The sequence below is a fragment of the Clostridium sp. UBA7791 genome (genome assembly GCF_002480755.1).
Taxonomy (GTDB): Bacteria; Bacillota; Clostridia; order Clostridiales; family Clostridiaceae; genus Clostridium_J; species Clostridium_J sulfidigenes.
On sequence record NZ_DLCT01000005.1, the window covers coordinates 669,002 to 688,664 of the forward strand.

At 31.2% G+C, this 19,663-nt stretch carries 19 protein-coding genes and 1 other annotated feature; of the genes, 18 read left to right on the top strand and 1 reads right to left on the bottom strand.

Annotation, left to right across the window (positions count from 1 at the left end; translation table 11 throughout):
* Nucleotides 1–93: 93 nt before the first annotated feature.
* Entirely contained in the window at nucleotides 94–1,437 is a 1,344-nt protein-coding gene (locus B3Z56_RS08585; protein ID WP_346878605.1) for an aminotransferase class V-fold PLP-dependent enzyme, read from the bottom strand.
* Between the two features lie 148 nt (nucleotides 1,438–1,585).
* On the opposite strand from B3Z56_RS08585, the gene B3Z56_RS08590 reads away from it, so the two are divergent.
* The 18 genes from B3Z56_RS08590 (at nucleotide 1,586) to udk (ending at nucleotide 19,574) form a co-directional block, all read left to right on the top strand.
* The gene (locus B3Z56_RS08590) at nucleotides 1,586–2,026 is read left to right on the top strand and encodes an RrF2 family transcriptional regulator (RefSeq protein ID WP_035133236.1); all 441 of its coding nucleotides are present in this window, start codon (nucleotides 1,586–1,588) and stop codon (nucleotides 2,024–2,026) included.
* Nucleotides 2,019–3,227 carry a cysteine desulfurase NifS gene (gene nifS / locus B3Z56_RS08595; protein ID WP_346878606.1) on the top strand — a complete coding sequence of 403 codons (1,209 nt, stop codon included), beginning with the start codon at nucleotides 2,019–2,021 and terminating at the stop codon, nucleotides 3,225–3,227. Before B3Z56_RS08590 ends, nifS begins: the two co-directional genes overlap by 8 nt.
* A 2-nt stretch (nucleotides 3,228–3,229) precedes the next feature.
* Nucleotides 3,230–3,658 carry a Fe-S cluster assembly scaffold protein NifU gene (gene nifU / locus B3Z56_RS08600; RefSeq protein ID WP_035133240.1) on the top strand — a complete coding sequence of 143 codons (429 nt, stop codon included), beginning with the start codon at nucleotides 3,230–3,232 and terminating at the stop codon, nucleotides 3,656–3,658.
* A 13-nt stretch (nucleotides 3,659–3,671) separates the two neighbouring features.
* On the top strand, nucleotides 3,672–4,751 hold the full coding sequence (mnmA, locus tag B3Z56_RS08605) for a tRNA 2-thiouridine(34) synthase MnmA (RefSeq protein WP_035133242.1): 1,080 nt from the start codon (nucleotides 3,672–3,674) through the stop codon (nucleotides 4,749–4,751).
* Between the two features lie 140 nt (nucleotides 4,752–4,891).
* Entirely contained in the window at nucleotides 4,892–5,296 is a 405-nt protein-coding gene (gene nifU, locus B3Z56_RS08610) for a Fe-S cluster assembly scaffold protein NifU (protein WP_346848304.1), read from the top strand.
* A 104-nt stretch (nucleotides 5,297–5,400) separates the two neighbouring features.
* Nucleotides 5,401–5,919: a PRC-barrel domain-containing protein gene (locus tag B3Z56_RS08615; RefSeq protein WP_035133245.1), complete on the top strand. Its 519-nt coding sequence runs from the start codon at nucleotides 5,401–5,403 to the stop codon at nucleotides 5,917–5,919.
* Nucleotides 5,906–6,940: an AI-2E family transporter gene (locus tag B3Z56_RS08620; RefSeq protein ID WP_346848305.1), complete on the top strand. Its 1,035-nt coding sequence runs from the start codon at nucleotides 5,906–5,908 to the stop codon at nucleotides 6,938–6,940. The genes B3Z56_RS08615 and B3Z56_RS08620 overlap by 14 nt, the downstream gene beginning before the upstream one ends.
* Before the next feature lie 195 nt (nucleotides 6,941–7,135).
* Nucleotides 7,136–7,305: a binding site (T-box leader), on the top strand.
* A gap of 83 nt (nucleotides 7,306–7,388) precedes the next feature.
* On the top strand, nucleotides 7,389–10,034 hold the full coding sequence (gene alaS, locus B3Z56_RS08625) for an alanine--tRNA ligase (protein ID WP_346878607.1): 2,646 nt from the start codon (nucleotides 7,389–7,391) through the stop codon (nucleotides 10,032–10,034).
* A gap of 62 nt (nucleotides 10,035–10,096) precedes the next feature.
* Nucleotides 10,097–10,348, top strand: a complete 252-nt coding sequence (locus B3Z56_RS08630) for an IreB family regulatory phosphoprotein (protein WP_035133250.1) — start codon at nucleotides 10,097–10,099, stop codon at nucleotides 10,346–10,348.
* Between the two features lie 377 nt (nucleotides 10,349–10,725).
* Entirely contained in the window at nucleotides 10,726–11,139 is a 414-nt protein-coding gene (gene ruvX, locus B3Z56_RS08635) for a Holliday junction resolvase RuvX (RefSeq protein ID WP_346848307.1), read from the top strand.
* 128 nt (nucleotides 11,140–11,267) lie between these two features.
* On the top strand, nucleotides 11,268–11,531 hold the full coding sequence (locus B3Z56_RS08640) for a DUF1292 domain-containing protein (RefSeq protein ID WP_035133255.1): 264 nt from the start codon (nucleotides 11,268–11,270) through the stop codon (nucleotides 11,529–11,531).
* Nucleotides 11,532–11,570: 39 nt separating this feature from the next.
* The gene (locus B3Z56_RS08645) at nucleotides 11,571–12,014 is read left to right on the top strand and encodes a Fur family transcriptional regulator (protein WP_035133257.1); all 444 of its coding nucleotides are present in this window, start codon (nucleotides 11,571–11,573) and stop codon (nucleotides 12,012–12,014) included.
* A gap of 177 nt (nucleotides 12,015–12,191) precedes the next feature.
* Nucleotides 12,192–13,859 carry a ribonuclease J gene (locus B3Z56_RS08650; RefSeq protein WP_346848308.1) on the top strand — a complete coding sequence of 556 codons (1,668 nt, stop codon included), beginning with the start codon at nucleotides 12,192–12,194 and terminating at the stop codon, nucleotides 13,857–13,859.
* Nucleotides 13,860–14,072: 213 nt separating this feature from the next.
* A complete protein-coding gene (gene typA, locus B3Z56_RS08655) occupies nucleotides 14,073–15,896 on the top strand; it encodes a translational GTPase TypA (RefSeq protein ID WP_346848309.1) in 1,824 nt (607 codons plus the stop codon).
* A 24-nt stretch (nucleotides 15,897–15,920) separates the two neighbouring features.
* Entirely contained in the window at nucleotides 15,921–16,904 is a 984-nt protein-coding gene (gene mltG, locus B3Z56_RS08660) for an endolytic transglycosylase MltG (RefSeq protein WP_346878608.1), read from the top strand.
* Nucleotides 16,905–17,072: 168 nt separating this feature from the next.
* Complete coding sequence (locus tag B3Z56_RS08665; RefSeq protein ID WP_346876446.1) at nucleotides 17,073–17,771, top strand: O-methyltransferase; 699 nt, start codon at nucleotides 17,073–17,075, stop codon at nucleotides 17,769–17,771.
* Nucleotides 17,722–18,948, top strand: a complete 1,227-nt coding sequence (locus B3Z56_RS08670) for a U32 family peptidase (protein WP_346848312.1) — start codon at nucleotides 17,722–17,724, stop codon at nucleotides 18,946–18,948. The genes B3Z56_RS08665 and B3Z56_RS08670 overlap by 50 nt, the downstream gene beginning before the upstream one ends.
* Entirely contained in the window at nucleotides 18,948–19,574 is a 627-nt protein-coding gene (gene udk / locus B3Z56_RS08675; protein ID WP_346848313.1) for a uridine kinase, read from the top strand. The genes B3Z56_RS08670 and udk overlap by 1 nt, the downstream gene beginning before the upstream one ends.
* The last annotated feature ends 89 nt before the right edge of the window (nucleotides 19,575–19,663 follow it).

Genomic DNA, 19,663 nt, shown 5'->3' on the forward strand with positions numbered 1-19,663 from the left:
TATATAGGAAACTAGGTAAATATAAAACTATTTAAATAGTTGTTTTATTCATGCTGGTTTGAGGAGTCTTTGATTTTCAAAAACATTAATAAATTATATTAAGCTACCTCTCATTGAGGTATATTTTTTTGTGTAATACCCCTTATTATCTACAATTTTCTTTATGGCATATAAGAATTTATCAATTTCATCTATTGTATTGTAAATACCAAAACTAATTCTAACCATACCAGGCTGAATATCCTTAGATGCAAGAGTCATTTCTTCTATCATTGATTTAGGAATTTTTAAAAGCCTTTGTAGATATGGATGAGCGCAGAAACATCCACTTCTTACAGCAATGCCAAATTCATAGGATAGTATTTTGGCCACTATAGTATGGTGTATTCCTTCTATATTAAATGGAATAATACTAACTTTATTTTGAAAATCGGAATAATTGCTATATATTTTTACTGAATGTATAGATTGAAGATGTTTTGTAGTATATACAGTTAAATATTTTTCATATTCATCAATATTAGACATTCCAATTTTTGAAAGCTCATTTATAGCAGCACCTAAAGTTATTGAACCAATAAGGTTTGGAGATCCAGATTCTTCCTTATAAGGGGAAGCAGTCCATATTACTTTATCATGAGATACGAATTTAATGGTTCCTCCACCGGTATGGTCAGGTTCATACTCATTAAAAAAATCTTTAGGTCCAATTAATACACCACAACCAAAGGGTGCATACATCTTATGTGCTGAAAAAGCAACAAAGTCAATAGGTCCTAAAGGGAGTTGAAGGCCTATAGAAAATTTACTGTGAGGAATCAGTTGAGCTCCGTCTACTAAAATTTTAGCCCCATAACTATGAGCTAAATTTGCTATGGTATATATAGGATTTTTAATGCCAGTAACATTTGAAGCTCCGGTTATTGCAACTAAAGAAATTCTTCCATTATATAGTTCTAGTTTAGACTTAAAATCATCCATATCTAAATAACCTTCATCATCTACTTCTACATATTTCACTTCAAAATTTTTTCTCCATGGTAAATCATTAGAATGATGCTCCATAGAAGTGGATAGAATAATTGACTCCTTATCTTGACTAGCTAATATACCAGCTAGCTTATTTATAGCTTCAGTACAGTTTTTTACATATATAACATCCATCATATCACTATAATCATTAATGAAAAATTTCACAATTTCCCTTGAAGTTTCATACATATAGGTGGATAATTGAGATTTATATCCATCTCCTCGATGTATTGAGGAGTAATAAGGAGAAAAGTTTATTACTTCATCAATTACAGATTTTAATGGAGGCGTTGTAGCTGCATTATCGAAATTGATACCTATGCAATATGATTTATCTATCAATGGTACTTTAATATCTACTCCATAAACTAATTCTCGATATGGATTATCCCTAAAGTTACTCATTTTTTACCTCCTTAATTAAATAGTTGTTATTATATAATATTAAAGATATATTTTATTGGTGCAGATATTAAAAGAATAGTTGACATAAATACTCTGATTTGATATTATTAAACCATAGTAAAGTACTCAACATTAAGGAATGATTTTTATGAAGTTATCAACTAAGGGAAGATACGGGGTTAAAGCTATGGTTGACCTAGCTATTAACTACGGAAAAAGCCCTATATCTATTAAGAGTATTTCAAGTAGACAAAATATTTCGGAATATTATCTTGAACAGTTATTTTCTGTGTTAAGAAAAGCAGAGCTAATAAAGAGTATAAGAGGAGCCAATGGAGGATACATTCTAGCCAAGGATCCAAAAGAAATTACAGTATATCAAGTATTAGAGGTGCTAGAAGGACCTATCGAAATTTCAACCTGCTTAGATAGTGATGGCTGCAATAATATTGATTGTTGCGCAACTAGAATAGTATGGAAAAAAATTAAGGATAGCATTGATTCTGTAACAATGGCAATAACTTTACAGGATATTGTAGACGATTATTCTAACATATTGAAAATTAAAGGAGTGAACCTAAATGAATAAAACAGTTTATATGGATTATGCGGCAACAACATACACAAAACCAGAAGTATTAGAGGATATGATACCTTACTTTACGGAGTTTTATGGTAACCCATCATCTATATATTCGATTTCAAGGGAAACTAAAAAAGCTATAGATAAAGCAAGAAATAGAATAGCAAAAGCTATTAATGCGGATCCAGCAGAGATATATTTCACTGGTGGTGGATCAGAAGCAGATAACTGGGCAATTAAGGGAATAGCCCTTGCTAACAAAAATAAAGGAAATCATATTATAACTACTAAAATAGAGCATCATGCTGTACTTCACACTTGTGAATATCTTGAAAAACAAGGATTTGAAGTAACTTATTTGGATGTGGATGAAGAAGGGTCTATTAGGTTAGAAGAACTAAAAAATGCTATAAAGCCAAGTACTATATTAGTGACTATAATGACTGCCAACAATGAGATTGGAACTGTACAACCTATTAAAGAAATAGGCGCTATATGTAAAGAAAGAAAAGTTTTCTTCCATACAGATGCAGTTCAAGCTATAGGTCATATAGATATGGATGTTAAAAATATGGATATAGATGCACTATCTCTATCAGGACATAAAATTTATGGTCCTAAAGGTGTTGGAGTTTTATACCTAAGAAAAGGCATAAAAATTCACAACTTGGTTCATGGTGGAGCTCAAGAAAGAAACAGAAGAGCTGGAACAGAGAACGTAGCTGGAATAGTTGGATTAGGAAAGGCTATAGAGCTAGCTATGGAAAATTTAACTGAAGAAAAAGAAAGATTAACTTATTTAAGAGATAAGCTTATAAAGGGATTACTAGAGATCCCATATTCTAAACTTAATGGTTCTGTAGGAGATAGAAGACTTCCAGGAAACGTAAATATTAGTTTTGAATTTATAGAAGGAGAGTCAGTTCTTTTAATGCTTGATGCTAAAGGAATATGTGCATCAAGTGGAAGTGCTTGTACATCTGGATCTTTAGATCCATCTCACGTATTGTTATCTATAGGGCTTCCTCATGAAGTTGCCCATGGTTCATTAAGACTTACGATGGGTGCTAAAACAACTGAAGAAGAAGTAGATTATGTAATAGAAACTGTACCTGCAATAGTACAAAGGCTTAGAGATATGTCACCATTATATGACAGTTTCTTAAATGGAAAAATAAAAAGTTTTTTTAACAAGGAGGACAAATAATTATGATATATAGTGAAAAAGTAATGGATCATTTTACAAACCCAAGAAACGTTGGAGAAATAGAAAATGCTAGCGGAATTGGAGAAGTTGGGAATGCTAAATGTGGAGATATAATGAGGGTTTATTTAAAAGTTGAAGATGAGAAAATCGTAGATTGTAAATTTAAGACTTTTGGATGTGGATCTGCCATAGCATCTTCTAGTATGGCTACAGAGCTAATAAAAGGAAAAACTTTAGATGAAGCGTGGACACTTACAAATGTAGCTGTAGCAGAAGCTTTAGATGGACTTCCACCAGTTAAAATGCATTGCTCAGTTCTTGCAGAAGAAGCTATTCATAAAGCTATAAATGATTACAGAGAGAAACAAGGATTACAGCCTTGGGATTACGAAGAACATGATGATATACATGATCAAGTTCATGGAGAATAGGTGTGATACTTAGATGAAGAAAAAAGTTGTAATAGGGATGAGTGGAGGCGTTGACAGTTCTGTAGCAGCATATCTTTTAAAAGAACAAGGATATGATGTCACTGGAATAATGATGAAGTTATCTCCAGATAATCCTGAATATGCAGAAAATGAAGGTGGTTGTTGTTCTCTTTCAGCAGTTAATGATGCAAGACGAGTAGCAGATGTTTTAGATATACCCTTCTATGTTATGAATTTTAAAGCTCCTTTTAAAGAGCATGTAGTAGACAATTTTATAGAGGAGTATTTTAGTGGGAGAACCCCAAATCCTTGTATAGAATGTAATAGAAAAATTAAGTTTGAAGAATTTTTAAGAAAAGTTCAAGGGCTAGGCGCTGATTATATTGCTACTGGGCATTATGCTACTATAGATTTCAAAGATGGAAGATATAGATTAAAGCGTTCAGAAGATGATAGAAAAGACCAAACCTACGCGCTATATACTCTAACACAAGATCAATTGGCACATACTTTGATGCCTTGTGGAGCTTATTCTAAAACAGAAATCAGGGCTATCGCTGAAAAAATAGGTTTGGAAGTATTTAGAAAGAAAGATTCTCAAGAAATTTGCTTTATACCTGATAACAATCATGGTAATTATCTTTCTAGATTTAGTGGAAGAGAAGTTGTACCAGGAAATTTTGTAGATAGTACTGGAAAAATTTTAGGTAAGCATAAGGGCATAGTATATTATACTATAGGTCAGAGAAAAGGTCTTGGAATTGCTCTTGGAAAACCTGTATTTGTAACTAACATAATCCCAGAAAGAAATGAAGTAGTTTTAGGCGAAGAATCAGAAATCTTTAATACTACGCTTATTGCTAAAAACATAAATTTAATTCCTATGGATAAAATAGAAGGAGAGATTATGGTTGAGGCTAAGGTAAGATATTCAGCTAAACCGGCTCTTGCAAAACTAACTCAATTAGATGAAAATCATATTAAGTTAGACTTTGAAACCCCTCAACGGGCTATAACTAAGGGTCAGTCTGTAGTTTGTTATCAAGGGGACCTTGTTGTTGGTGGAGGAATTATTGAAAGAGTTATAAAATAGTAAATTAAATATAATTTTAAAGTACAATAAAAAGATTGAATGATATTTTAGGGTTGTCTTAAAGAGAATCAGCTAGATTTATTGATATAAGTTTAGCAATCTTTAAGACAATCCTTGAAGTCATTCTAGGAGGGATTTTTATGGATTACAGTGATAAAGTTCTAGAACATTTTTATTCACCAAGAAATGTAGGTACTTTACCTGATGCTGATGGCATAGGTGAATGTGGAGATGTAAGGTGTGGAGATGTAATGAAGATATATTTAATTATAGAAGATAATGTGATTAAAAATGCTAAATTTATGACCTTTGGTTGTGGATCTGCTATTGCATCATCCAGTATTGCCACAGAACTTATTATTGGAAAGACTCTAGAAGAAGCTTGGAATCTTACTAATGAATCTGTTATAGAAGCTTTAGATGGATTACCATCTTCTAAAATTCATTGCTCCGTACTTGCAGAACAAACTATACACAAGGCTATTAATAACTATAGAGAATCTCATGGACTTGAAAAGTGGAAGGATAAGTATAACAATGAATAGATGATGTTTTTGGTTATATAACTTAGTCCACATTAATATTAGTATAAACTCTCTTTAAATAGGCAAGGATAGAAATATCATTTCCTATGAAGGGAGTTTATTTTATGGCTAAAAGTAGAGATTACATCTATATGGATGTAATGAATATCCAAGGAAAAAAGATAGGATATATAAAGGATTTATTAGTTGATTTTAATAAGGGGGAAGTGATAGGATTTAAAATTAGCCCATATAGATTATTGGGTAAGGAGTTTAACGTACTAAAAGAGAATATAGTATATTATAAGTCTCAGCTAGTAATTAACAATATAGTTAAGGATAAGTACTTAGAATTTTCAAGTATTCTGAATATGCATGTTATAGATAAATGTTCTAATATATTAGGTTTAGTAAGTGAGGTTATATTCGGTGATGATGACTTTAAAATAAAAGGACTTGCAGTAAAAGATTATAATATATTCAGCATGTTTAAAAGTAGAAGTATTTTATTAAAACCATACTTGATACTAGGAGACGATTATATATTATATACAGCTGAAAACACTAATATAGCTTTGGAATGTATGCCTAATGTAGGAAAGAAAAAAGCTACTAATAAGGATGTATATTATGAAAAAGATTGATTGGAATTGGAGTAACTTAGGTAGGTTAGCAATAGCTCTATTAATTATAGGTATAATAATATTTTTATTGTGGAAGTTTCCTATTTTTACTGAGGTTTTAGGAGTAGTGATAATATCCTTTATAATTTCATATAGTATTAGACCTTTTCATAAGTTCTTTATGGAAAGGGGACTTAATAGAAAGTTAAGTGCTTTAATAGTAATTCTATCTATTATATTATTTGTAGTTATAATATTTTCTATTTTAGTTCCATGGATATATAATGAAAGCTCCAATTTTGCTGAAGTAATAGGTGAGATGAAAGGTTATTATGAAAGAATTACTGGAGATATTAAATATGTTACTGATAGTCCTTTCGTTAAGGAAGTATTATATAATTCCTATGAAAGATTCAAAGACGCTCTTATGGTAATTATATCGAATTTTTTATCAAAAATTGTATCTATAGCTGAAAATTTGTTATTGCTATTTATAATACCAACTTTAGTGTATTTCTTTTTAAGCGACGGAGATAGTATTTCAAAAGGAATCATGAAGTATATGCCTTTTAGCAATAAATATGCCATTAGAAGAGCTTTAAATCACATGGATAAGGTAATGGAAAGATATATAATAACTCAGTTTGAATTGTGTGGAATAATTGGTATATTGACCTTTATAGCACTAAAGGTAAGTGGTATAAAATATGCTTTAATATTATCTTTAGTAAATGCAGTGTTTAATATAATACCATATTTTGGTCCGGTTATAGGAGCTATTCCAATAATTTTAATAGCACTTTTAACATCTACTAAGAAAGCTGTTATTGTTATATTTTGGTTGTTTGTAATTCAACAGCTAGAAGGAGATATTATATGCCCTAAAATTTTAGGTGAAACTGTAGATTCTCATCCAGTAACCATATTATTACTACTTATAATAGGTGGAAGTATAGGTGGAATTTTAGGGATGATTATTGTAATTCCAGTATGGGTAATGATTAAAATAGTTGTAGGAGAAATAGATTATTATTTATTTTAGTTTAGAATTATTGACAATTGCTGAAATGCTAAATATAATTTATCATATAAGTAGAGAACCAGAATCTATGATTTGGTGTGACTCACTTACTTAACGAAGGCAGTGAGTCGAGTTTCAATTAAATAGAGAACTCAAATCTATGATTTGATGTGAATCACTTACTCAGCGAACGTAGTGAGTCGAGTTCCAATTGAATATGAAGTTATGATAAGAATTAGTAGATATGGGAAACTTTCAGAGAGAAAGTGGTAGGTGAAAACTTTCAGTGAAACATATTGAAGCTGTCTTGGAGCTATAATTAATTAAGAGATACTAGTTAATCTAGTATAATTAGGGTGGTAACGCGGAAAACTTTCGTCCCTTTTCAGGGATGGAAGTTTTTTTTATTTTATTTTAGAAAAATTGAATAAAAGTCATTGTTATTAGAAATAATTAGGAGGAATGTAATATGAATAATATGGGTTTAAATGAAATAAGAGAAAGCTTTTTAAAGTTCTTTGAAAGTAAAGAGCATTTAAGACTTAATAGCTTTTCTTTAGTACCTAAGAATGATAAGAGTCTTTTACTAATAAATGCGGGGATGGCTCCATTAAAGCCATATTTTACTGGTATTCAGACGCCACCAAGTAAAAGAGTAACAACTTGTCAAAAGTGTATAAGAACTGGTGATATTGAGAATGTAGGAAAAACCTCAAGGCATGGTACTTTTTTTGAGATGTTAGGAAATTTTTCTTTTGGAGATTATTTCAAAGAAGAAATTATAGTATGGGCTTGGGAGTATATAACAGAGGTTTTAAAAATATCTAAGGATAAACTATATGTAACTATATATCTTGAAGATGATGAGGCTTTTGATATTTGGACTAAGAAAACTGATATAGAGTCAAGTAGGATCTTTAGATTAGGTAAAGAAGATAACTTCTGGGAACATGGTGCTGGTCCATGTGGTCCATGTACAGAAATTCACTATGATAGAAAATCAGATCTTCCGCAAATAGAAACTACTGAAGAATTTATTAAAGCTGGTGATGATGATAGAGTAATTGAATTTTGGAATTTAGTTTTCACACAGTTTGACGGAGATGGTAAGGGTGGATATGAGAGATTAGCAAATCCTAATATAGATACAGGAATGGGACTTGAGAGAATATCTACTATAATGCAAGGTGTAGATAATATCTTTGAAGTAGATACAATTAAGGATGTTTTAAGTGCAGTTTGTAAAAAAGCTGGAAAAACCTATGGCAAAAATAAAGATTTAGATGTGTCTATAAGAATAATAACTGACCATGTAAGAAGTATTACCTTTATGATTGGAGATGGAATATTACCATCTAACGAAGGTAGAGGATATGTATTAAGAAGACTTCTTAGAAGAGCTGCAAGACATGGAAGAATTTTAGGAATCACAGGTACATTTCTAAATGAACTTTGTAACGTAGTTATTGATAGTTCAAAGGGAGCTTATAAAGAATTAGAAGAGAAAAAAGACTATATTAAGAAAGTCATTAGCTTAGAAGAAGAAAGATTTGCAGAAACCATAGACCAAGGTATGGATATATTAAAATCCTATATCGATGAAATGAATACTGAAAAGATAAATGTATTAAGTGGAGAAAAAGCATTTAAACTTTATGATACTTTTGGATTCCCAGTTGAACTTACCGAAGAAATTTTAGTTGAAAAGGGAATGAAAATTGATTTTGATGCTTTCCATAAAGAAATGGAAAATCAAAGGAATACAGCAAGAGCTGCAAGAGGTACATCAAACTACATGGGAAATGATGAAGGTGCTTTAAACAATATTCCAATGGAAATAACTACTGAGTTTTTAGGCTATGGAACTATAAGTAGTAAAGGTAAAGTTTTATCTATGATAAAAGATAATGAGTTTGTAAGCAAAGTAGGAGAAGGGGAAAGATTTGTAGTTGTTACTGAAAAAACTCCATTTTATGCAGAAATGGGGGGGCAAGTAGGAGACATTGGAACTATACACACGGATAAATTCCAAGGAAAAGTTTTTGATTGTAAAAAAAGTACCAGAGGTCATATACTTCACTTTGTAGAAGCTATTAAAGGAGAACTTAAGATAGATGAAATTGTTGAACTGTTAGTAGATTCCACTGTGAGAAGTAATATATGCAAAAATCATACTGCTACTCATATGCTTCATGAAGCTTTAAAAGAAGTCTTAGGAGACCATGTAAATCAAGCTGGATCTTATGTAGATGGGGATAGATTAAGATTTGACTTTACCCATTTCTCAGCTATGACTTCAGAACAACTTAAAGAAGTAGAAGAAAGTTTAAACAGTGAAATTCTTAAAGCTTATGATGTAAACACGGAGATTATGACTATAGATGAAGCTAAAGAAAAGGGAGCTGTGGCTTTATTCGATGATAAATATAAAGAGGATGTTAGGGTTGTATCTGTAGGTGAATATAGCAAGGAACTATGCGGTGGAATTCATGTTAAGAATTCTGGCGAAATAGGGCTGTTTAAGATTCTAAATGAGAGTGGAGTAGCAGCAGGAATCAGAAGAATTGAAGCTGTTACAGGTATTAAATCTGAAAGTTATGTAAATGAAAAAGAGGAGTTATTAAAAGAAATATCGGCAACTTTAAAGTGTGGAGAAAAAGATTTATTAAATAAGTTAAATGGATTACTTACTACTTTAAAAGAAAAAGAAAAAGAAATACAAGGATTAAAGGAAAAATTAGCTAGTGGTATTGAAGATGAAATAATTAATAAAGCTGAAAATATTAAAGGAATCAATGTAATTGCAGCTGCGCTAGATGATATTGAAGGAGATGCACTTAGAAATCTATGTGATAAACTTAGAAATAAGGTTTCAGATGCAGTTGTAGTTCTTGGGAGTAGAGTTGCTGGAAAGGTTCAATTTGTTGTAATGGCTAGTAAGGAAGCAGTTGCAAAGGGTGCTCATGCTGGAAAGATTATTAAAGAGGTAGCTATCATCACTGGCGGTGGTGGTGGTGGAAGACCTGACATGGCACAAGCAGGTGGAAAGAAACCAGAAAAACTAGATGAAGCAATTTCAAAGGTAAGTCAAATAGTAGAAACTTTAGTAAAATAGTATACTTTTTGCATCCAATGATGGTATAATAGAAAATAAAGTAAGGTTGAGAAGGTGATATAATGGATAAACAACATACAGTTCAGTTTGATGTAATGAAAGATAAGAAAGATATGACAAAAGTTATACTAACTGATGTATATGATGCTCTAATTGAGAAGGGCTATAATCCAGTTAACCAGTTAGTAGGCTATCTTATATCTGGCGACCCAACTTATATAACCAACTATAATGGCGCAAGAGCATTAGTAAGTAAACTAGAGAGAGACGAGATATTAGAAGAAGTTTTAAAATCTTATCTAGATATAAAATAAAAATGCCTTTTAAGGCATTTTTATTTTAAAATTACACATAATATGTAATAGGTAAAAGTATAATACAGTCCATTAAAGATGTATATAGTGTTGGAATAATAAATTGATTTTATCCATTAGTGTTAATTATAATAGCATATAATTATTAATTTGTAATGATCAGAATAAGGAGCACCCATATAAGGATAAAGAAGAGGTTTATCCTATGACTACCCGCTCTAATACTCCCATCTTCTTTAAAGTGGGAGTAAAGAGCGGCTACGACCCTGGATAACGATTTCTAACCTTCAGGGGGAGTAAAAACTCCCTCTGAAGCAAAGAACTCTGTTTATCATAATGGAGCTCCTATATTTGTAATATACAGTTAGGAGAAGAGCATGAGAGTACTTGGATTAGATGTGGGTGATAGAACTATTGGAGTAGCTATAAGTGACCCACTAGGCTTCACAGCTCAAGGAATTACCACCATAAGACGTAAAAAGGAAGAGGCAGATATAGAAGAAATTATAAAAATATGCAACGAATATAATGTTGAAACTATAATTTCAGGATTACCTAAGAATATGAATGGTACTATAGGTGAGCAAGCAGAAAAGGTACAAAGATTTTGTGAAGCGTTAAGGGAGCACGTAAACATAGAAATTAAATTTTGGGATGAAAGACTTACTACTAGGGCAGCACATATGGCTATGTTAGAAGCTGATATGTCAAGAAAAAAAAGAAAAGGCTTGGTTGATAAGATAGCTGCTACTTATATTTTACAGGGGTACTTAGATAGTCTTAGTAAATAATATTATCATGAATAAGATAATATATAGTATAAACTTAAATAGGCACTTATAGCTTACAGAATAGAATTGTAATATAGATAATTTCTATATAGAAAAATACTACCAATATGTAGAAGGAGGAAATTTTTATGGAAAATTTTTTAGAAAATATAACATTGACTGACGAAGAAGGTAATGACGTTGAGTTTGAAGTTATAACCAAGTTAGAAATAGAAGATACAGAGTATTTTATAGTAGCGCCTATTGATGATGAAAATGAGGATGCTATTGCATTAAAGGTTCTTAAGGATGAAGATGGAGAAGAATACTTTGCAACAGTAGAGGATGAAGAAGAGTTTAACATGGTTAATGATGCTTTTGAAACTCTATATGATGAAGGTGTTATAGAATAAATATACTTCACCTAGTGGTGAAAGGAGTAGTGTTAATTTATGTCTAATGAGAAAATTGAAAATTTAAAACTTATTCTAAAAGAAAAGGGCTATAAATTGACACCTCAAAGAAGGTCTATACTTGATGAGATTATTAAAAATGAAGGTAGCCACTTAACCACAGAAGAAATATATGATTTAGTAAAGGTTAATTGTCCGGAAATCGGACTTGCAACTGTGTATAGAACTGTTCAGTTATTAGAAGAAATGGGAGTGCTATATAAACTTGATTTAGATGATGGATGCAGTAGATACGAACTTTGTGATGAAGATGAAAGTCATCAACATCATCATTTGATTTGTCAAAATTGTGGTAAAGTCATTGAGGTTGAAGGAGATCTTTTAGAGGAGTTAGAGCAGGGAATAGAAAAAAAGTATAACTTTAAAATAAAAAATCATAGTTTAAAGTTTTATGGAATTTGTGATAATTGTTCTTTACAATAATAACTTTATTATTAGTAGAGATGTTATATAAATCTATACTATATGATATTAAAATTTCTATTAGAAATTAAATGTATATATGTACAGATTAGATTAAGATGCTCAAAAACCTAATCTTTTATATTAATAAAGTTAGGCAGAGCATAAAGAAAATTATGTAGAAAAGGAGGGTAGGTTTTGAAAAAAGAAAAAGAGAAGATTAAAATAATTCCTTTAGGGGGATTAAATGAGATAGGTAAAAATCTAACTGCTATAGAATATAAGAATGATATAGTTGTTATCGATTGCGGATTGAAATTTCCAGATGATGAGATGTTGGGAATTGACGTAGTTATACCAGATGTTACTTATCTAGTTAAGAATATTGATAGAGTAACTGGAATATTTTTAACCCATGCTCATGAAGATCATATTGGTGCTTTACCATATGTATTAAAGCAAATTAATGTTCCTGTTTATGGGACTAAACTTACACTGGGAATTGTGGAAAGTAAATTAAGAGAGCATGCATTATTAGGAGTGGTTGACTTAAGAGAAGTTAAGCCAAAGGATATCATAAAGCTTACTAGTGTATCTGTAGAATTTATTAAAACAAATCACAGTATAGCAGATTCGGTAGCTATAGCTATACACACACCATTAGGTGTAGTACTTCATACTGGAGATTTTAAGATTGACTTTACACCTATAGATGGCAAGGTTACAGATTTAACTAGATTTGCAGAGCTAGGGAAAAAAGGAGTAACTGTACTCTTAGCAGACAGTACTAATGTAGAGAGACCAGGATACACTATGTCTGAAAGCATAGTTGGAGAAAGTTTCGAAAAGATTTTCCATGGTGCTAAGGGAAGAGTTATTGTTGCAACTTTTGCTTCTAATATTCATAGGGTTCAACAGATAATAACAGCAGCTAGAAAGTATAATAGAAAAGTTGCACTTTCTGGTAGAAGTATGGAAAATATAATCGCAGTTGCTATAGAACTTGGATATATTACTATAGAAGAAGATGCATTAATAAGTATAGATTCTATGGGGAAATATCGTGATGATGAAATAGTTATGATAACTACTGGAAGTCAAGGAGAACCTATGGCAGCTCTTTCAAGAATGGCAGCTTCTGAGCATAAGAAGGTAAATATACAAAAGGGAGATCTAGTAATATTATCTGCATCGCCTATACCAGGAAATGAGAAATTAGTTTCTAAGGTTATAAATCAATTGTTTAAACAAGGGGCAGAAGTAGTATATGAATCACTAGCAGAAGTTCACGTATCAGGTCATGCATGCCAGGAAGAGTTAAAACTTATGCATTCTTTAGTAAAACCGAGATTCTTCATACCAGTTCATGGTGAATATAGACATTTAAAACAACATGGTGAACTAGCTGTTAAGTTAGGTTTGTCGGAGAAAAATGTGTATATAGGAGAAAATGGAGATCTTATTGAAGTAAGTAGAACATCTATAAGAAAAGCAGGTACAGTAGCTTCAGGGCAAGTTTTTGTAGATGGACTTGGAGTTGGAGATGTAGGAAATATTGTTCTAAGGGATAGAAAACATCTATCACAAGATGGTATCCTAACTGTTGTAGTTACCATGGGTAAAGATACTGGAAGTGTTATTGCAGGTCCAGATATAATTTCAAGGGGCTTTGTCTATGTTAGAGAATCTGAGGATTTAATGGATAAGGCTAGAGAGGTTGTTAAAGAGGCCCTTGCACATTGTGAAGAAAAACACATTACGGAATGGCCTACTATAAAAGCAACAATTAGAGAAGCTCTTAGAGAGTACCTTTATGAAAAGACTAAGAGAAGACCAATGATTTTACCTATAATTATGGAAGTTTAAAAAACTTCATTTTTCATTAATTGTTATAAGTTAAGATTACACAAATAGTAATTAATGATAAATCTATTCTGTATTGGGATTTAATAATGTTTTAATAACATTGACTTTTTATCCACATAATATTAGAATTGAAATAGTTAATTTAAATTGGATACTTAAGTATCCAATTTTATTTTGTGGTTTATTATTAAAATAAAATTTTGGAGGAAAAATATGAATTTATATACAAGAGAAGATATAAGAAACATCGCTATAATAGCTCACGTTGACCATGGTAAGACAACTTTAGTGGATGCGCTTTTAAAGCAGAGTAAAGTATTTAGAGAAAATGAAGTAATGCAAGAGAGAGTTATGGACTCAAATGATTTAGAGAGAGAAAGAGGAATAACTATTCTTTCAAAAAATACTGCAGTAATGTATAATGGAGTAAAAATAAACATTATAGATACTCCAGGCCATGCTGATTTTGGTGGAGAAGTTGAGCGTGTACTTAAAATGGTAGATAGTGTTTTACTTGTAGTAGATGCTTATGAAGGAGCTATGCCACAAACTAAATTCGTTCTAAAAAAGGCCCTTGAGCTTGGATTAGATCCAATGGTTGTTATCAATAAAATTGATAGAAAAGATGCAAGACCAGAGGCAGTTATAGATGAGATCTTTGACTTATTTGTAGAATTAGGTGCTACAGATGAGCAATTAGATTTTAAAATAATATATGCATCTGCTAGAGATGGAGTTGCAGTATCAGAACTTGAAGATGAACCTGTAGATATGGTTCCATTATTTGAAGCAATTATTGAAACTGTGCATCCACCAAAAGGTTACATAGACGAGCCACTACAAATGCTAGTAACATCAATAGATTACAACGAATATGTTGGTAAAATTGGAATAGGTAAGATTGAAAGAGGAACTATTAAAAAGAATCAAACCGTAGCTCAAATGTCAAAGGACGGATCAAAGAAAAATGTAAAAGTATCAAATGTTTATACTTACGATGGATTAAAAAGAGTTGAGGTAGAAGAAGCTAAACTTGGTGATATTATAGCTATATCAGGAATTCCTGGTATAAATATTGGAGAAACAATAGCAGATGCTACAAACCCAGAAGCATTGCCATTTGTTGATATTGATGAGCCAACGCTTAGTATGAACTTTATAGTTAATAACTCACCTTTCGCAGGTCAAGATGGAGATTTTGTTACATCTAGACACTTAAGGGATAGACTTATGAAAGAACTTGAAACTAATGTAAGTTTAAAAGTTGAAGAAACTGATTCAGCAGACTCATTTAAAGTTAGTGGAAGAGGAGAACTTCATCTTTCAATTCTTATTGAAACTATGAGAAGAGAAGGATATGAATTCCAAGTATCTAAGCCATCTGTTATATACAAACATGAAAATGGAGAACTTTTAGAACCTATGGAAAACTTAACAATGGACGTACCAGAAGAGTATATGGGAGTTGTTATGGAAAAAATGGGTCCAAGAAAAGCAGAGATGGTTAACATGACTAGTGCTGTTAATGGATATACTAGACTTGAATTTAAAGTTCCATCAAGAGGAATAATTGGATTAAGAAATGAGTTTATGACTGAAACTAGAGGAAATGGAATAATGAACCACGTTTTAGTTGGTTATGAAAAATACAAAGGTGATATAGTAGAGAGAAACAGAGGATCTCTAGTTGTGTTTGAATCTGGAGAGTCTATTGGATATGGATTATTCAATGCACAAGAAAGAGGAAGATTATTTATAGGACCAGGAGTTCCAGTATATCAAGGAATGGTTTGTGGAGAATGTTCAAGAAATGAAGATATAGAAGTTAATGTATGTAAGAAGAAACATCTTTCAAATACAAGATCTTCAGGATCAGATGATGCACTTAAATTAATACCAGTACCTAATATGTCATTAGAGCAATGTATAGAATTTATAGCTTCTGATGAGCTTGTAGAGGTTACTCCAAAAACTATAAGATTAAGAAAGAAAATACTAGATCCAACCCTAAGAAAGAGAGCAGCATTAAAGAAATAATATTTCCGTTCATGGGGGTGTAATATGAAGAAAATTGTAAGTATAATTGTAATAGTATTAATAGTAATATTAACAGTCAGTGGTTTTTATTACAATTATTCGACAAAGTCTCCATTAAAAGGTGAAGAAGTCACCGTAGTTGTAAATGAAGGGGATTCGCTTTACAACGTATTAGATAGGTTAGATAATCAAGGTTTTATAAAAAGTAAAACATTAATCAAGATTTATATGAAGTTGCATAATACTTCAGCAGAACTTGTACCAGGAACATTTAAGTTATCAGGTAATTTAAGCTTTGAGGAGATAATTGCTGTTTTAGAGAATAAAAATAATGAAGGCTCTATATCTGTAACTATTCCAGAAGGATATGATATAGAAAAAATGGCTATATTATTTGAGGAAAAGGGATTATTTACTAAGGATGAGTTCTTAAAAGCTATAAAAGAATATGCAGCTCCTGATTATATTCCATCAAAGGAAGGAAGGAGATATGATTTAGAAGGATTTTTATTTCCTGATACATATTTCTTTAATCAAGGAGTTAAACCTAATGAAGTTATAGCTACTATGAATAATGCTTTTAATTCTAAAATTAATAGCATTATTCCTGAAGGAACTAATATTTACGATATAATAACTATAGCTTCTCTTATTGAAAATGAAACTAGAGTAGATGAAGAGAGACCATTAGTTTCCTCAGTTATATACAATAGGTTGAAAAAGGAGATGAAGCTACAGATTGATGCTACAGTTATTTATGCTTTAGGTGAGCATGTAGATACTGTTTTAAATAAACATTTAGAGGTAGACTCACCTTATAATACTTATAAAAATCATGGATTGCCATTGGGGCCTATATCTAGTCCAGGAATATCATCAATTTTAGCAGCAGCTAAGCCTGAAAGTACTGATTATTTATTTTACGTTTTAGAAAAAGATAAAACACATCATTATTTTACTGATAATGATGTAGACTTTATGAATAAGTTAAAAGAATTAGGATACTAAGATATTAAATTTAGAATAAAAAGTTGTAAGCTCAATAATTTTGAGCTTATAACTTTGTATTATAAAATTATTATATTCTTAATAGTAAATGTATATGATATGTATAAGAGATTTTAAATAGAGTATATAAATAATGATTAAATTATATAGGATTATATGGAGGAAGAAATGAGCGGTATTACATATGATTATATGGAAAATTACTTAAGAGGTCTCATAGGAGATTCTAAAGGGATGTTAAAAGAGTTAGAAAATTTTGCAGAAGAAAATGCAGTGCCTATAGTTCAAAAGGAAACTGCTAGATTAATAGAGTTTATGATTAATTTAAAAAAACCTAAAAAGATACTTGAGCTTGGCACAGCAATAGGATACTCCTCCATTTTAATGTCCTTAGCATCGGAAAATAATGTTACTATAACTACCATTGAAAGAGATGAAAAAATGGTAACCATAGCAACTGAAAATATAAAAAAAGCAGGTTTAGATGAAAAGATATCAATAATACAAGGTGATTGTTTGGAAGTTCTTGAAGGATTAGATGATGAGTATGATCTGATTTTTATGGATGCAGGTAAAGGTCATTATAGTGAATTTTTACCTCATTGCATAAGAATGTTATCAAAGGATGGAATAATTATATCAGATAATGTATTATTTAGAGGTATGGTTGCATGTAAAGACTTGATGATAAGAAGAAAAATTACTATAGTAAAAAGAATGAAGAAATATATGGAAACAATCTCAAAGGATGAAAATTTACTTACAACAGTAATACCAATGGGAGATGGTATAGCACTGACAGTTAGGAGGAATGAAAATGAAAACACCGGAACTATTAGCTCCAGCAGGGAACTTGGAGAAGCTTAAAGCAGCATTAAATTTTGGAGCAGATGCAGTATATCTAGGTGGTAGCAAGTTAAATCTTAGAGCTTTTGCAGATAATTTTAGCAATGAAGAATTATTAGAAGGTATAGAATTTGCTCATTCAAAAGGTAAAAAAGTATATGTAACTTTAAATGTATTTCCACATAATGATGACTTAGATGGTTTAGAAGATTATCTGAAGGAATTATATGAAGCAGGAGTAGATGCAATTATAGTATCAGATCCTGGTATAATTTTGATGGCTAGAGAAACTGTACCAAATATGGAGTTGCATTTAAGTACTCAAGCAAATACTGTTAACTGGAAGACTTGTGAGTTTTGGCATAAGATGGGGGTAAAAAGAGTTGTTTTAGCTAGAGAATTATCCCTTGAAGAAATAAGAAAGGTACAAGAGAAAATACCTGAAACTATGGATTTAGAGATATTTGTTCATGGTTCTATGTGTATGGCATATTCAGGAAGATGTCTTATATCTAACTATATGGTAGGGAGAGATTCTAATAGAGGGTCTTGTGCGCAACCATGTAGATATAAATATCATCTAGTAGAGGAAAAACGTGAAGGAGAATATTATCCTATCATGGAAGATGATAAGGGAACATATATAATGAATTCTAAGGATTTATGTATGATTGAGCATATTCCAGAACTTATGGAAACTGGAGCACTGTCATTTAAAATAGAGGGTAGAATGAAGAGCACTTACTATGTGGCAAGTGTTGTTAAAGCTTATAGAGAAGCTATAGATGAATATATGAAGTCTCCAGAAGACTATAAGTTTAATCCAAGATGGTTAGAAGACTTAAATAAACCTAGTCATAGGCAATACTATACTGGATTCTATTTCAATGAAGAAAATAAACAAGTTCAAGATAGTTCAGCCTATGTAAGAAATTATGACATTATAGGTATAGTTAAGGATTATAATAAAGGAACAGGAATAGTTACAATTGAGCATAGAAATAAAGTAGTTGAAGGAGCTCAAGTAGAGGTTTTAAGACCAATAGGAGAAAATAAGCAAGTTGTTCTTAGAGACCTTCATGATGAAAAAGGAAATAAAATTGAGTCAGCACCTAGTGCAAAAATGATATATACGGCTAAAGTTAATGAAGAATTAGAAGAAAATGATATTATAATAAAGGCTAAGGAGGAAGTTTAATGAAACGTCCAGTTATAATAGGAATAACAGGTGGAACTGGTTCAGGGAAAAGTACCATAGCAAAGGAAATATGCAAAAGTTTTGATGGAAATTGCATAGCTATGATAGAACAGGATTGTTATTATAAGGACCAAAGCCATTTAACTATGGAGGACAGAGTAAAGACAAACTATGATCATCCATATGCCTTCGATACAGCCTTATTAGTAAATCATTTAAAATCTTTAATTGATGGTAAAGCTATTGAGAAGCCTCAGTATGATTTTGAGGTACATAATAGAAAAAAAGAAACTATAATGGTAGAACCAAGAGAAATAGTAATAGTAGAAGGAATACTTGTTCTTGAGGATGAATCTCTTAGAGATATGTTAGATATAAAAATATATGTAGATACTGATGCAGATGTAAGATTCATAAGAAGACTAGTAAGAGATCTTAATGAAAGAGGAAGAACTGTAGATTCAGTAATAACTCAATATTTAACTGTAGTTAAGCAGATGCATGAACAATTTACAGAGAATACTAAGAAGTATGCAGATATTATTATCCCAGAAGGTGGACATAATAAAGTAGCTATAGAAGTTATTAAAGGAAATATCCACCAGATATTAGCAAGACAAGAGTAATTATTACATAGGTCAGTATAATCAAATTTCAAAAATTTGGTATTAAACACCTTTCTTTAGTCAAAGATTATACTAAGGGAGGTGTTTTT

What these genes read in the sequence shown, in the direction of transcription:
- B3Z56_RS08585 (WP_346878605.1), bottom strand. Translation starts at nt 1,437, where the DNA reads ATGAGTAACTTTAGGGATAATCCATATCGAGAATTAGTTTATGGAGTA.
- mltG (WP_346878608.1), top strand. Translation starts at nt 15,921, where the DNA reads ATGAAGAAAATTGTAAGTATAATTGTAATAGTATTAATAGTAATATTA.
- B3Z56_RS08665 (WP_346876446.1), top strand. Translation starts at nt 17,073, where the DNA reads ATGAGCGGTATTACATATGATTATATGGAAAATTACTTAAGAGGTCTC.
- nifU (WP_035133240.1), top strand. Translation starts at nt 3,230, where the DNA reads ATGATATATAGTGAAAAAGTAATGGATCATTTTACAAACCCAAGAAAC.
- B3Z56_RS08670 (WP_346848312.1), top strand. Translation starts at nt 17,722, where the DNA reads ATGAAAACACCGGAACTATTAGCTCCAGCAGGGAACTTGGAGAAGCTT.
- nifS (WP_346878606.1), top strand. Translation starts at nt 2,019, where the DNA reads ATGAATAAAACAGTTTATATGGATTATGCGGCAACAACATACACAAAA.
- ruvX (WP_346848307.1), top strand. Translation starts at nt 10,726, where the DNA reads ATGAGAGTACTTGGATTAGATGTGGGTGATAGAACTATTGGAGTAGCT.
- alaS (WP_346878607.1), top strand. Translation starts at nt 7,389, where the DNA reads ATGAATAATATGGGTTTAAATGAAATAAGAGAAAGCTTTTTAAAGTTC.
- B3Z56_RS08640 (WP_035133255.1), top strand. Translation starts at nt 11,268, where the DNA reads ATGGAAAATTTTTTAGAAAATATAACATTGACTGACGAAGAAGGTAAT.
- mnmA (WP_035133242.1), top strand. Translation starts at nt 3,672, where the DNA reads ATGAAGAAAAAAGTTGTAATAGGGATGAGTGGAGGCGTTGACAGTTCT.
- B3Z56_RS08630 (WP_035133250.1), top strand. Translation starts at nt 10,097, where the DNA reads ATGGATAAACAACATACAGTTCAGTTTGATGTAATGAAAGATAAGAAA.
- B3Z56_RS08615 (WP_035133245.1), top strand. Translation starts at nt 5,401, where the DNA reads ATGGCTAAAAGTAGAGATTACATCTATATGGATGTAATGAATATCCAA.
- udk (WP_346848313.1), top strand. Translation starts at nt 18,948, where the DNA reads ATGAAACGTCCAGTTATAATAGGAATAACAGGTGGAACTGGTTCAGGG.
- B3Z56_RS08620 (WP_346848305.1), top strand. Translation starts at nt 5,906, where the DNA reads ATGAAAAAGATTGATTGGAATTGGAGTAACTTAGGTAGGTTAGCAATA.
- B3Z56_RS08590 (WP_035133236.1), top strand. Translation starts at nt 1,586, where the DNA reads ATGAAGTTATCAACTAAGGGAAGATACGGGGTTAAAGCTATGGTTGAC.
- B3Z56_RS08645 (WP_035133257.1), top strand. Translation starts at nt 11,571, where the DNA reads ATGTCTAATGAGAAAATTGAAAATTTAAAACTTATTCTAAAAGAAAAG.
- typA (WP_346848309.1), top strand. Translation starts at nt 14,073, where the DNA reads ATGAATTTATATACAAGAGAAGATATAAGAAACATCGCTATAATAGCT.
- nifU (WP_346848304.1), top strand. Translation starts at nt 4,892, where the DNA reads ATGGATTACAGTGATAAAGTTCTAGAACATTTTTATTCACCAAGAAAT.